Annotated in this window: 13 protein-coding genes; 9 read left to right on the forward strand and 4 right to left on the reverse strand. The window is 58.9% G+C overall.

The features are described from left to right. Nucleotides 1-8: 8 nt before the first annotated feature. From ACVW1C_RS11010 to ACVW1C_RS11035, 6 genes are all read left to right on the forward strand, one after another. On the forward strand, nt 9-167 hold the full coding sequence (locus tag ACVW1C_RS11010) for a hypothetical protein (RefSeq protein WP_456758437.1): 159 nt from the start codon (nt 9-11) through the stop codon (nt 165-167). Beyond that, complete coding sequence (locus ACVW1C_RS11015; protein WP_456758438.1) at nt 164-964, forward strand: metal ABC transporter ATP-binding protein; 801 nt, start codon at nt 164-166, stop codon at nt 962-964. The genes ACVW1C_RS11010 and ACVW1C_RS11015 overlap by 4 nt, the downstream gene beginning before the upstream one ends. After that, nucleotides 961-1,827, forward strand: coding sequence for a metal ABC transporter permease (locus tag ACVW1C_RS11020; RefSeq protein ID WP_456758439.1), 867 nt, complete (start codon nt 961-963; stop codon nt 1,825-1,827). The genes ACVW1C_RS11015 and ACVW1C_RS11020 overlap by 4 nt, the downstream gene beginning before the upstream one ends. Nucleotides 1,828-1,854: 27 nt before the next feature. Beyond that, the gene (locus ACVW1C_RS11025; protein ID WP_456758440.1) at nt 1,855-2,760 is read left to right on the forward strand and encodes a metal ABC transporter substrate-binding protein; all 906 of its coding nucleotides are present in this window, start codon (nt 1,855-1,857) and stop codon (nt 2,758-2,760) included. 93 nt (nt 2,761-2,853) lie between these two features. After that, complete coding sequence (locus ACVW1C_RS11030; RefSeq protein ID WP_456758441.1) at nt 2,854-3,825, forward strand: CobW family GTP-binding protein; 972 nt, start codon at nt 2,854-2,856, stop codon at nt 3,823-3,825. Between the two features lie 46 nt (nt 3,826-3,871). Next, nucleotides 3,872-4,165, forward strand: a complete 294-nt coding sequence (locus ACVW1C_RS11035) for a nitrate reductase (protein ID WP_456730838.1) — start codon at nt 3,872-3,874, stop codon at nt 4,163-4,165. A 330-nt stretch (nt 4,166-4,495) separates the two neighbouring features. Here the strand turns inward: ACVW1C_RS11035 and ACVW1C_RS11040 are convergent, their stop codons facing one another. Beyond that, nucleotides 4,496-4,816 carry a hypothetical protein gene (locus ACVW1C_RS11040; RefSeq protein WP_456758442.1) on the reverse strand — a complete coding sequence of 107 codons (321 nt, stop codon included), beginning with the start codon at nt 4,814-4,816 and terminating at the stop codon, nt 4,496-4,498. Nucleotides 4,817-4,980: 164 nt separating this feature from the next. Between ACVW1C_RS11040 and ACVW1C_RS11045 the strand changes: the two genes are divergently transcribed. After that, nucleotides 4,981-5,241, forward strand: coding sequence for an ArsR/SmtB family transcription factor (locus ACVW1C_RS11045; RefSeq protein WP_456758443.1), 261 nt, complete (start codon nt 4,981-4,983; stop codon nt 5,239-5,241). Between the two features lie 17 nt (nt 5,242-5,258). Here ACVW1C_RS11045 and ACVW1C_RS11050 read toward each other — a convergent pair whose 3' ends face one another. The 3 genes from ACVW1C_RS11050 to ACVW1C_RS11060 all read right to left on the reverse strand — a co-directional run bounded on the left by ACVW1C_RS11050 (nt 5,259) and on the right by ACVW1C_RS11060 (nt 10,016). After that, the gene (locus ACVW1C_RS11050; RefSeq protein ID WP_456758444.1) at nt 5,259-5,588 is read right to left on the reverse strand and encodes a hypothetical protein; all 330 of its coding nucleotides are present in this window, start codon (nt 5,586-5,588) and stop codon (nt 5,259-5,261) included. Between the two features lie 574 nt (nt 5,589-6,162). Next, nucleotides 6,163-7,599, reverse strand: a complete 1,437-nt coding sequence (locus tag ACVW1C_RS11055) for a PepSY domain-containing protein (RefSeq protein ID WP_456758445.1) — start codon at nt 7,597-7,599, stop codon at nt 6,163-6,165. Next, the gene (locus tag ACVW1C_RS11060) at nt 7,599-10,016 is read right to left on the reverse strand and encodes a TonB-dependent receptor domain-containing protein (RefSeq protein WP_456758446.1); all 2,418 of its coding nucleotides are present in this window, start codon (nt 10,014-10,016) and stop codon (nt 7,599-7,601) included. Before ACVW1C_RS11060 ends, ACVW1C_RS11055 begins: the two co-directional genes overlap by 1 nt. Before the next feature lie 153 nt (nt 10,017-10,169). Here ACVW1C_RS11060 and ACVW1C_RS11065 point away from each other — a divergent pair, with 153 nt between their 5' ends. Together ACVW1C_RS11065 and ACVW1C_RS11070 are read left to right on the forward strand one after the other, a co-directional pair. Next, nucleotides 10,170-10,874: an ABC transporter ATP-binding protein gene (locus tag ACVW1C_RS11065; RefSeq protein WP_456758447.1), complete on the forward strand. Its 705-nt coding sequence runs from the start codon at nt 10,170-10,172 to the stop codon at nt 10,872-10,874. Between the two features lies 1 nt (nt 10,875). Then, complete coding sequence (locus ACVW1C_RS11070; protein WP_456758448.1) at nt 10,876-12,273, forward strand: ABC transporter permease subunit; 1,398 nt, start codon at nt 10,876-10,878, stop codon at nt 12,271-12,273. Nucleotides 12,274-12,283 lie beyond the last annotated feature (10 nt).

Below are 12,283 nucleotides of genomic sequence, written 5' to 3' on the forward strand. Positions count from 1 at the left end.
TGGGCACAATGACGGCCGCGAACTCCGAGCCGGCCGCGATCCGCGACAACGATACGTCGCGGCTTCGCTTTTCGCCGCTGCGCACCGGTGTCGCTCACCGGCTGATTCCGGTCGCGATGTTGGCAGCTATCCTTTGGTTGGCAATTGCGCTGGTCGTCGGATCATGATGCCGGCCGTCGTACATTCCGTTCCTTCGAAGCCGAAGAGCGTCGCTCTCTCATTCGAGGAACTGACGCTCGGATACGATCGGCATCCGGCAGTGCACCATCTCAACGGCACCGTCGCGCGAGGCGATCTCATTGCCCTCGTCGGTCCGAATGGCGCAGGCAAATCGACCCTGCTCAAAGGCATCATTGGGGATATCAAGCCGCTGCAGGGAAAACTCAACCGCAAGGGAGCAAATCCGCGCGACTTCGCGTATTTGCCGCAACTGAAGGAAATCGATCGAAGCTTTCCGCTGCGATTGTTCGATCTGGTCTCGATGGGTCTGTGGCACGAGATTGGCGGTTGGCGCCCCCTTGATACGCAACTGGAGCTGCGCGCGAGGCAGGCGCTCGACTTGGTCGGCCTTGCCGGCTTCGAAGACCGCCTGATTGGCTCCCTTTCCGGCGGCCAGTTACAACGGGCCCTGTTTGCACGACTAATGCTGCAAAATGCGTCGATTATCCTGCTCGATGAACCCTTTGCTGCGATCGATAGCCGGACGGTGTCGGACCTGATCGCAATCATCCAGAGATGGCACGAGGAAGGACGAACCATCATCGCGGCAGTCCATGACCTCGACCAGGCACGAGCGAATTTTCCGCAAACTCTGTTGCTCGCACGCGAGCTGGTTGCCTGGGGCGACAGCGCGGCCGTCCTGACGGACGACAATCTCAGGCGCGCGCGTCACCTGTGCGAGGCGTGGGACGAGAATGCCGAGGTGTGTCAGCGTGGAGAGCATGAGGCGCAAAGGAAGTCATGATCGATCTTCTTATCGAGCCATTCGTCGAGTTCTCCTTCATGCGCCGGGCGCTGGTCGGATGCTTTGCGCTGTCGCTAGGCGCCCCGCCGATCGGCGTATTCTTGATGCTTCGACGGATGAGCTTGATGGGGGACGCGATGAGCCACGCAATCCTGCCTGGGGTCGCGATTGGCTATCTGGTCGCGGGATTCTCCCTGTCGGCCATGTCCGCAGGCGGCTTGATCGCAGGCCTGAGCGTTGCGCTCCTTGCCGGAGCGGTCAGCCGATCCACCGTTCTCAAGGAGGATGCAAGCCTAGCGGCATTCTACCTGATGTCCCTTGCAGCTGGAGTCCTCATCGTTTCTGCTCGTGGCTCAAATGTCGATCTCATGCAGGTCCTGTTCGGCACCGTGCTCTCGCTTGACGACAAATCCCTGCTTGTGATGGGTGCCATCGCAACCATCAGCATGACCGGACTGGCGATCATCTACCGCCCCCTCGTCGTGGAGTGCATCGATGCACAATTCCTGCGCTCCGTGAGCCGCTCCAGTTCTGTTGTGCATCTTTCCTTTCTTGCCCTGGTAGTGTTGAGCCTCGTGGGAAGCTTCAACGCACTTGGCACCCTGATGGCCGTCGGCATCATGCTCCTGCCCGCCGCGACCGCGCGATTTTGGGCCGACGAAGTCTTCCAGCTTCTCCTGTTCGCCGTCATCTTCGCCCTTGCAAGCTGCTACGTTGGCCTCCTTCTCTCGTATTACCTGAACATGGCTTCTGGCCCGACCATCGTCGTCACCTGTGGTGGGAGTTATGTTCTTTCCATGCTCTTTGGTCCGCGCGGCAGTGTCCTCACTAAGTTGCTTCCGGTGCGCCATCTCGAAGCCTGATGCAGTTTGTCCTGGAGGACGCAGCTCATGAAACAAAATCGAGCGATGATCAGCATATTGACCGCCTTGCTTGTATCAGCGCTTGCTGGCTGGGAACATCCGGCGAATGCTTCCGACAAGATCCTGGTAGTCACATCATTTTCCATTCTCGGCGATCTCGCCCGCGAAGTCGGTGGCGACCGCGTAGCCGTGATGACGCTCGTGGCGCCCAATGGCGATGCTCACACGTTCCATCCCACGCCTTCTGATGCCAGACATCTCGGAGACGCGAAGGTCCTTGTTATGAATGGCCTGGGACTGGAAGGCTGGATGCCTCGACTGCAGGACGCTTCCGGCTTTCATGGCGTCCTTGTAACAGCAAGCGCCGGCGTCAAGCCGCGGGAAATGGTGGAACACAGCACCAGGGTGACCGATCCGCATGCCTGGCAGGATCTGCAGAACGGCAAGATCTATGTTGCAAACATACGGGATGGCTTGGCTAAGGCAGATCCCAACGACAAGGCGACATTCGAGACGAATGCCGAAAGATTGATTGCTGAAATCGACAAGCTCGATGCGGAGGTGAGAGCCGCAGCCGCCAAGATTCCGGCGGAGCGGCGCAAAATCATTACCACGCATGATGCGTTCGGCTATTTCGGTGCCGCCTACGGCTTCGAGTTCATTGCCCCCGAAGGTATCAGCACCGAAAGCGCACCTTCGGCGCAGGACCTCGCCAGGATTGTACGTCAGATCAAAACCGAAAGAATCCCGGCCGTCTTTCTGGAGAATGTCACTGATCCTCGGCTTGTTGGTCAACTTTCCAGCGAGACCGGCGCGGTTATCGGTGGGACGCTCTACTCGGATTCTCTTTCGGCCCCCGACGGCCCCGCACCGACCTATCTTGACATGTTTCGTTCCAACCTCCGGACCATGATCTCCGCGCTATCCGAATAACCGTTGTTGGCTCGTATCGTATATTATACTATCCGTTCATAGACTGGACGAGACCGTGTAGATTTTTGGCCCGTCAGACCCGGAGTGTTCATGATGACAAACCTCGACGTTCAAACGCCCGTCACTGTTCTCACGGGTTATCTCGGATCGGGCAAGACCACGTTGTTGAACCGCATTCTGACCGAAACCCACGGGAAGCGCTATGCGGTGATAGTCAACGAATTTGGCGAAGTCGGCATCGACAACGATCTCATCGTCAACGCCGATGAAGAGATCTTCGAAATGAACAACGGCTGCATCTGCTGCACCGTTCGTGGAGATCTCATCCGCATCATAGAAGGCTTGATGAAGCGCAAGGGCAAATTCGACGGCATCATTGTTGAAACAACGGGCTTGGCCGATCCCGCGCCGGTTGCGCAAACGTTCATAGTCGACGAAGAGGTTCGCAAGAGGACGAAGCTCGACGCGATCGTGACCGTGATCGACGCCAAGCACCTGCTTGGCGAGATCGAGAGCGCGCACGAGGCGCAGGAACAGATCGCATTTGCCGATGTCATTCTCGTCAATAAGACCGATCTGGTCACCTCTGACGAAATCAAGCAAGTTGAAGCGCGCATCCGCCAGATCAACCCATACGCCAAGCTACATCACACCGAGAAGTGCTCAGTCGACCTCGGCAAGGTCATGGGCATGGATGCGTTCGATCTGAATCGGATCCTGGAATTCGAGCCCGACTTCATGAATGAAACGCACGCGCATGAGCACGACAGTCACGTCAAGAGCTTGTCGCTGAAATCAAGCCGAGACTTGGACCCCGATCGTTTCCTGCCATGGATCCAGATGATCGTCCAGAAACTGGGCATGGATATCCTTCGCATGAAGGGCATTCTGGCTTTCAGGGATGACCCCGACCGGTTTGTCGTCCAGGGCGTGCACATGCTGATCGATGGCGCCCCACAGCGGCCTTGGAAAGAGACCGAGCCGCGCGAGAGCCGCCTCGTCTTCATCGGAAGAAATTTGCCGGAAGACGTGTTGCGCACTGGATTTGAGGCCTGCCAAGTCTAGTCCCGCAATGCAAGGACCGAATTGAACAGTCGGGTTGAAGCACGACATGTCATCGTCATTTGTAAATCCGTTCGCCCGCAAATCGAAGATTGGGTACCCGGAATCCGTCGCGCGGTTGAAGGAAGAGGCGCGCCGGCACCTGGACCTGACGGAAGAAGTCACAATTTCCGTTACCGAATTGAATTGCAGCGATAGGGATTGCCCCGACACCGAGACAGTCGTCGCGGTACTCATCAACGGCGAGAAGCCGCGTCTGGCCCGCATCCATAAACCGATTCCCGAAGTGACGTTGAAGGATTTGGTGAAGGCTTTTGGAGGCGATCAAGACGACCTGACGTGATGGTTGGCTCCTAGCATCCACCTTTTAGGAGCGTATGCCTCCCCGACGCTGTCACTAAGATCCGATCGCCGAATTCGGGTCTAGTTACCCCTTGAGTTTGTCTCATTGCAAGGCTGGCGCTGCATTCACCATCGTCATCGGGTTTAAAGCACGATACGACGCTTGGGACCCACCGTTCTGTGCCGGCGCACGGATGCGCGCTGGGCTGCGGGCTGGAATCAGACCTCGTCAATGTAGCAGACGGGAGAAATGCTACGTCTGGCTCGGGAATCACTGGCTCGCAATTGGCGTCGCCAAACCGCTCGTGGAGCTTGACAGATGCGAAGCGGATCAGCCGTGCGCCACCCATCCTCGCCAAGTGAAGGCGGCGTAGAACTGACATATGTTGGAGAATCCAGCCTCACGCAGAATCGCTTCGTCCTGCTCGGGGTTGAGCATATTCAGATTGGCCTCGATGATCCCGCGCATTGCCTGGGCGCGCTCAGTATCCACACCGGAGGCAATTGCGAACGCGACGTACCTCGACAGCGGGAGACAGACGACGCGCGAAGTTAGGGTTCCCAGCGTCTTCGCGGCGACCTTGAGCATCTCATTGGCAGGGTCCACGCCGTTGAAGGTCCAACTCAGGTGGGTCTGCGCGAGCGCCTTCAACTCAAGGCCGCCGCCTCCACGTCGGGCTTGACAGCACCAAGTCCAACTATTAATCCATGGATCGTTGGACTGATGGAGTATGAATGGCTCGCTATACGCATCACCATTCTCCACGGCCGATCGCAAAACTGCCGAACGACCTCCAGCTTGAGGAGGCGTCTGCGATGTTTCGGGCGCTCGGCGATCCAGCCCGGTTGCGTTTGCTGGCCCACCTCGCCAGCGGCGAAGTCTGTGTGTCGGAACTGGCGGAGTTGGAAGACGAGAATTTGACCACGGTATCGGCGCGCCTGAAGACGCTCCATGCGGTGCGGCTGGTCAAGCGCAGGCGAGAGGCAAAGCATATCTACTATGCGCTCTCCGATGACCATGTTCTTCGACTGGTTGAGAGCGCCATCGAACATGCCGCCGAAAGGCACAACATCTGATCTCGGGCAGTTCGAGATCAATACGGAAGGAATGAACAATGAGCGCGTGTAACGAGAAGCATCATGCCAACCACACCCATCAACATGGCCCGAACTGCGGACATACCGCCGTCCGACATGACGGCCATGTCGACTATCTGCACGACGGTCACCTGCATCACATGCATGGCGATCATGTCGATGAGCATGTGATCGCTGTCAGCGCCGCAAACCCTGTGCGCTGCACGCCCGATACGAAATGCGCCTCTCATACCCACGGCCCCGGTTGTGGACATGAGGCAGTGCCCCATGGGGACCACATCGACTATCTCGTCGACGGACGCTTGCATCACGCCCACGGTGACCATTGTGACGATCACGGTCGCCTGACACTGGCCTGATCTCCCCTAGCGAATCAGCCGCAGTGTGAGTGAGCGCTACGAGGAATTTCCCCGTCGCAGCGGGCACAGGCCCGCCCTGTCCTAGCGCGGACCGTGGCAAGACGTAGCCACGGTCCATGACTTTGATGGGAGGCCTACGGCTACATCATGTGGGGATTTTGGGATTCGTGGAACAGGTCGAACAGCTGCAGCGCAATCACGGCGGCAAACACCGCGCAGGCAAGCGGCGCGATCGGCAGACCCCAAATAGGGGGACACATCGAGCTCGTCGGTGATCCCAAAGAGGCCCTGATTCCGACAAACACCTTGGCCGAACGAGACGAGACTGGCATCACCCGCGAGCAGATTCCACATCTGCGCCATGGCCAAGATCATTCCGCAGCGGTCGGCTTGCGAGGCATATCGACGGCCAGTTGGCAGTTTTGAGAAGCTCTCGTCAGAGTCACGGGTTTCCCCTTTGCGAGCGCTTGCAACCTCGCTGTTTCCCGGCCCGGCGATAGAGGCTCCGCCAGCTGAGCACGGGCAGATCATTTCGATGGAGTCAGCGAAATTCCAATCGCAGTCGCCGCCAGGCAATCAGGATCCCGGTGACGCTGAACGCTGCGCCCAAAGCGCATAGAACAACAACGAGGGTCGTACGCAGTTCTGGGCGCGCCATCAAGACGGAAAAGTCGAGGGTGTGCAGCGCGCGATACAGCCAGCGATAGCTTCGACGTTGTGGATCAAGCTTTTCCAGGTTGGCGCCGCTGGCGCCATCGACTTGGTACCAGACCTCTCCGCAGATGGACCGATAGACTGGAGCCGCTGCAGCGTCAGATGCGATGATATATTCATCGCCTCGCGTCACGACGGACGTGCTCGAGCAGCCTCCGAGCGCGTGGACGATGGCGGCGTTGACTTCGTCGGCCTGCAAGAACGAGGAAGACGACGCACGTGACACCGGATCGACGAGGGAAAGCTGCTGAGTGTCGATCACCGCTCGAATACGCCGATAGATACGGGCGCCGAGAGCGAACCATTCGATTTCTCGGGTGGTAGGTGGGGCGACTCCTATTGACGTCAGACTTTCCCAAGCCGCCGTGCCGGCAATCCGATCCGCTTCCGATGTGGTCAGCGCGCCGGTGGAAAAGAGACGGCCATGGTCCATCGATAGCCACCCGCTGACAATCCAAGTCATGACGAAAACGGCGCACGTCAATCCGAGCCAGTGATGCCAAGCATGCCATCGTCGGTAAGGAGATACGATACGGCCTCGCGCGCGCTTGAGACGAAACAGACCCACGATAACGCCCGACAATGCCGCGAGGACAGCAGCAAGGGATAGCCACCAGACCGTAACGTTCCAGACTGCCCAGTTTCTGCGCAGTACGGTCGGGTAGATCCAATGCGCGATGCTTCCAACGTAGTTCCATGCACGCTCACTGCGCGTCGAGTCGCTTACGATCTCACCGGTGCGCGAGGAGACGTAAAGCTCCGTTCCCGCACGATCGTTCAGGGCAACGCGATAGAGAGGTCGATAAGGATCGAAGCTGTTCGGTACCGTCCATTGATCATATTCGGCCAGCCGAACCAATGTAGTGGAAGCGGAAGCGAAGCCGCGTAAACGCGCATGCTCTGACGCGATGGCCACAGCAACCAGCTCGGACCCGACATCGGCCGCGCGCAAATCGTCGGCACGCAAGGCTTTCATGCCGGAGGACGTAGACACCAGGTAGACAGGACCGTCGCTGCGCTGCCACAAGCGCACTCGCGTAACGCCCTTGAGAAGGCTCGCTGCGACGGCCTCGGCCGGGCTGTGCTTTATCACGGAGACGTCGATGGCCGGTAGTCCAGCGAACCGTTCGGTTTCGGTCAGCACAGGAAACGGCACAAAGTGCATCACGATACCGGATGCAAACCACATCGCGAACAGCAGGCACAGCGGAATGCTCAGCCAACGATGGATAAGGACCAGGAATCGCTGTAGGCGGACTACCATCAGAACTTGAACGACGTCTCAATTTCGTATGTTCGCCGTGCTCCCAGGAAAATCTGGTCAGGGTAGAATGGGTCGCTCCAGGCGGCATATATCTTGTCCGTGAGATTTCGAACCCGGAAAGTGACACGCGTGTTGTCGAATGTGGGGAACGTCCGGGATTTGGGAATGTCGACGAACGCAAATACGTCAGCCGTCGTATAAGCCAGCATCGTCACCGTGTTGGCATCGGTGGTATAGCGGTCACCGACGTGACGCACCGAGAAGCCAGCCTCGGCCGGCAGCCAGCCCGGATTAAGGAAGCGGTAGGATGCCCCGCCGTTCACCACCAACGCAGGAATGTTGGGCGGTGCGTTTCCGGAGAATGAGCCGCCGGTGAAATCATAGTCCGCATAACGGGCGTGGACGTAGGCGACGTTGCCCCAGAGCTTGAGCTCGGGGACCGGCCGCACCGCCACAGCGAACTCGACACCTTGCGATTTGACCTTTCCTGCGAGGTTGAGAGTCTGTCCGGCCTGCGCCGTGTAGACATTGCTGCGCTCGATGTCGAAGGCCGAAAAGGTCCATTCGGCACGGCCGTTCCACCACAGGTTCTTAACGCCGGTCTCGTAGCTACGCGCATCCGTAAGCACAAGCTTCTGCGTTGGGCTCAAGAGAAAGATGCTTCCGCCTGACAGATCGCTGGCCGTGGCATACTGGCTGTAGAACGCGGTGCCCTGAAACGCTTCCCAGGTGTAGCCGATTCGGCCTGTGACCGGGTCCCAGTCGGCCGAGTAGGGAAAGCCGGCCTTCGTTGCGCCGTACACGTTTGTCGACTCGCGATCGAGCGAGAACGGATTATAGCGCAGGCCGCCGATCAGGGCGAAGGTCGGCGTCAACTTCAGACGATCTTCGACGTTGAATGCGATGCTGTCGATGGTGGCGGTCTGACGCTGTGTCGTAAGCAGGCCGTAATAACCGCGGGTGGGGTCGACCAGGTTGACCTGGTCGTAAGGAAAGTTGGCAGCTGCGGGGCGGGTAAAGTCCAGATGGTAGGCCTCGACGCCGGTGACCAGGCGATTCTCCAAACCGAAGAAACGAGAGTCCCAGGTCACGTCGGTATTGTTGCCGACGGTGTTCTGATTGTGGTGCACGAAGAAGCGCTCGCGATCCACCTTGTTGTCGATGGTATTGAAGGCACTGACCTCGCTGTTGTACCAGTCGCGACTCGAATTGTACTCGTAAGTCTGACTTCTTAGCGTGACGCTGTTCGCGAGATTCCATTCAAATCCGGAGCGGAACCACGTCTCGTCAATGGTCTTGTGGTTGTCCAGCACATTGTAGTTCGTGTTGAGCGTCCGGCTGTCAATCGTGACAGCGCCGAGGTTGGTGCCGTTGTAATCTGACACCTTCGTGCCCGACACGACCCCGTTGGTCGCGTAAGGACCACTAAATGCTACGGGAACGAGCGGTGTTCCTTCGTAGATGTGGCCGTAATAGTTCTTGTATTCTGCTGCGGCGAACACCTTGAAGGTGTCCGAGAGGCGATAGTCGAGTTGCCCAGACACGTGCAGGTTCTTGGCGTCGGTACCATCGATGAATCCATTCACGTTCGACTGACTGATATCGAAGCGATAATCGAGCCCCTGAATTTTGGTACTGCCGCCGGATCCAAAGCCGGTCCGGTAGCTGCCGTAGGAATCGAATCCGACAAATGCCTCGTTCTGGATGGGGCCGGTGTGCGGCGTCTTGGTGACGTAATTGATGGCGCCACCCACCGCGCCTTCGCCAGACATCAGCGACGACGGACCCTTGAGGAATTCAACATGGTCGAGATTGAAGGTCTCCATCGTCAAGGCCGTGAAGCCCGTCGGCCCAATATTGATGCCGTTGTAGGTCACGTTGATCTGATTGCCTTGGAAACCGCGCATCGCAAAGGAGATGTCGTTCGGCGCATCTCCCGCCTGGACGCCAGTCGCGCCCTTAACGGTATCGAGCATGTTGTGGTAGCCCTGCTCGCGAATCGCGTCCGCGCCGACGACCTCAACTGTCGCTGGGGTTTCCCGCGCGGTTAGTCCCAGGCGGCTCGCGCTCTGCGTCACCGTATTGGTGTTGAGCGGCGTCGCGGGCATTTGCTGTTGCCCTTGCGACTGCGGTGACGCTTCGGCAGTGGTTGGTGGTCGCGGATTTCTGCTCGCACGCGAGACTCGACCTCTCTGCGCGCTCGACGGCGTCGCCACTCGGGCCGTTGTTCGCTGCTGTGGCGCATCAACGGTTACCGCCGGCAATGAAGTCGCTGGCTGGGTTGACGACGGAACCGTCTGAGCTTGCGCCTGGACCACGCCAAGATAAAGAAGGTCTGCCACTATCAAAAGCGTTGAAAGAGAAACCGAACTCAACAGATAACGCACACTCGCCCCCACCAAACCACCTCGTCCCATATCGAGGCTTCACAGCGCGCGCGCTGTAATGTTATAACGTTACACTGGTCAAGAGGCCGTTTCATCGCTTACAGCGTGATCCCTCGCCACTGTTGCTGGCGGACCGCACACCACACCATCGCCGCGCGGTGGCCGATTGAGGCAAGGGGATCCATGCTCGAAGCTATTGAAGTAACGAAGCAGTTCGGCGCCAAGAGCGCGCTGAACAATGTCTCGCTTGGTGTCCAGCCCGGCGAGATCTACTGCCTGCTCGGGGCCAACGGCGCCGGCAAGACGACGCTGGTTAATCTGTTCCTGAATTTTCTCCAACCGACATCCGGTAGCCTGCAAATCGGCAAGCTTGACGTGGTGCGTCAGCCTCTCGAGACGAAGCGGCTGCTCGCGTATATCCCGGAACAGGTCACGCTCTATGGCGTGCTCACAGGTTTGGAAAACCTGGCATTCTTCTCTTCGCTCGCCATCGGTGAGCGCTTGCCGCGGCTGCGGCTGCTTGAGCTGCTTGAGGCCGCGGGTCTGCCTCGTCAAGCAGCCGATGACAGGGTCGCGACCTACTCGAAAGGCATGCGCCAGAAGGTGGGCATTGCCATCGCGCTGGCCAAGAACGCCAAAGCCCTCCTGCTCGACGAGCCGACCTCGGGACTTGACCCGTCCGCAGCCAACGAGTTCTCCGAGCTTCTCGTCAAGGCGAGCAACAACGGCGTCGCGGTGTTTACAACGACGCACGATCTCTTCCACGCGAAACAGACCGGGACTCGCATCGGCATCATGAAGCATGGGCGGCTGGTGGAGGAGCTCAGGAGCGAGGACGTCAGCCACGCCGATCTTGAAATGCTGTACCTCAAGCACATGAAGAATTGACGTGTTCGCAATCATAGCCGTTAAGGATCTGCGTGAATTGGCCCGCGACGGGCGCCTGCTCTGGGGTGGAGGTCTGGTCGTCGTCCTCATGCTGGTGGCTCTCGCGGCCGGGTTGAATCGGCAGGTTCAGCTGAATAGCGAACGGTCGGCCGGCCAGGCCCTCGACTACGATGCCTGGCTTCACCAAGGCTATCGCCACCCGCACGATGCGGCGGAACAGGGCATGCACGTGTTCAAGCCTGAACCATCGCTTACCGTCTTCGATCCCGGCATAGCGCCGTTTGTCGGCTCGACCGTCTGGCTTCAGGCGCATCGCCAGAGCGAACTCAAGTTCCGACCGGCCCAGGATGCCACCGGATTGCAGCGGTTCGGCGAGCTATCGCCGGCCTGGCTACTTCAGGTTTTGGTCCCCTTGCTCATTATCGTCATCGGCTTCAACGCCGTGAGTGGCGAACGCGAACGTGGAACGTTGCGCCAGCTTCTCAGCCTAGGCGTACCCGCGCGAAGTCTCCTCCTCGGCAAAGCGGCTGCACTGGCGGGCGGCATTGGCGCTTTGACTGCCCCAGTCGGCATTGCCTTTGCGGTGCTCATCGTTGCTCGCCTACCCGCTGGAGAGCGCCTCGACGTGGTCTGTCGGATCGCGTGGCTCGCTTTGGGATATGGGCTCTATCTCGGCTTTTTCGTATTTCTGACGCTTGCGGTATCCGCTCTTGTAAGTTCATCGCGGGCAGCCCTGGTCTTGCTCCTGAGCTTCTGGGTCGCGGCAACGCTGATTGCTCCGCGCACTGCCTCGGAGGCGGCGATTTTGCTTTACCCTACTCCGTCCCGGCTCGACTTCGACAATCATCTCGCGCACGACGTGGCAGACGCTGGCCGCAAGGCCTGGTCCGCTCATTTCGGTGCGCGAATGCCGTGGGATCCATCGGTTCCACTCAACAAATGGGGGGCGGCGCTAAAGGTTGACGACGAGGCTGGCTACGGCGCACTTGATGAAAACTTCGGCAGGCTTTGGGATACATTCGAGCGTCAACAGCGCGCGCAAGAGTGGGTCGGCCTCGTTGCCCCGGTTGTCGCACTCCGCGGCTTCTCGATGGGCATGGCGGGAACGGACTTTTCGCAACATCGCGACTTCTCAACCGCGGCCGAAACCCAGCGGCGGACGATTCAAAACATTGTCAGTGAGGACCTGATCGAACACGCCGATCGCTTGGGCAATGCGCACTTCACCTATAAGGCCGGTCCCGAGCTGTGGGCGAGCGTGCCGAAATTCAAATATGAACTTCCGTCTGCGTCGTTTGCCTTGGCGCACCATTGGGCGAGCCTTGTACTGCTCGCCGTCATGTTCTGCCTCTCCGGCGCACTCGCATTGTACGCGCTCACGCGTCCGCTGATGCGCTAGGTATTCGGAT

The sequence above is a fragment of the Bradyrhizobium sp. USDA 4011 genome (assembly GCF_054063415.1).

What these genes read in the sequence shown, in the direction of transcription:
- ACVW1C_RS11010 (WP_456758437.1), top strand. Translation starts at nt 9, where the DNA reads ATGACGGCCGCGAACTCCGAGCCGGCCGCGATCCGCGACAACGATACG.
- ACVW1C_RS11015 (WP_456758438.1), top strand. Translation starts at nt 164, where the DNA reads ATGATGCCGGCCGTCGTACATTCCGTTCCTTCGAAGCCGAAGAGCGTC.
- ACVW1C_RS11020 (WP_456758439.1), top strand. Translation starts at nt 961, where the DNA reads ATGATCGATCTTCTTATCGAGCCATTCGTCGAGTTCTCCTTCATGCGC.
- ACVW1C_RS11025 (WP_456758440.1), top strand. Translation starts at nt 1,855, where the DNA reads ATGAAACAAAATCGAGCGATGATCAGCATATTGACCGCCTTGCTTGTA.
- ACVW1C_RS11030 (WP_456758441.1), top strand. Translation starts at nt 2,854, where the DNA reads ATGACAAACCTCGACGTTCAAACGCCCGTCACTGTTCTCACGGGTTAT.
- ACVW1C_RS11035 (WP_456730838.1), top strand. Translation starts at nt 3,872, where the DNA reads ATGTCATCGTCATTTGTAAATCCGTTCGCCCGCAAATCGAAGATTGGG.
- ACVW1C_RS11045 (WP_456758443.1), top strand. Translation starts at nt 4,981, where the DNA reads ATGTTTCGGGCGCTCGGCGATCCAGCCCGGTTGCGTTTGCTGGCCCAC.
- ACVW1C_RS11050 (WP_456758444.1), bottom strand. Translation starts at nt 5,588, where the DNA reads ATGGTCACCGTGGGCGTGATGCAAGCGTCCGTCGACGAGATAGTCGAT.
- ACVW1C_RS11055 (WP_456758445.1), bottom strand. Translation starts at nt 7,599, where the DNA reads ATGGTAGTCCGCCTACAGCGATTCCTGGTCCTTATCCATCGTTGGCTG.
- ACVW1C_RS11060 (WP_456758446.1), bottom strand. Translation starts at nt 10,016, where the DNA reads ATGGGACGAGGTGGTTTGGTGGGGGCGAGTGTGCGTTATCTGTTGAGT.
- ACVW1C_RS11065 (WP_456758447.1), top strand. Translation starts at nt 10,170, where the DNA reads ATGCTCGAAGCTATTGAAGTAACGAAGCAGTTCGGCGCCAAGAGCGCG.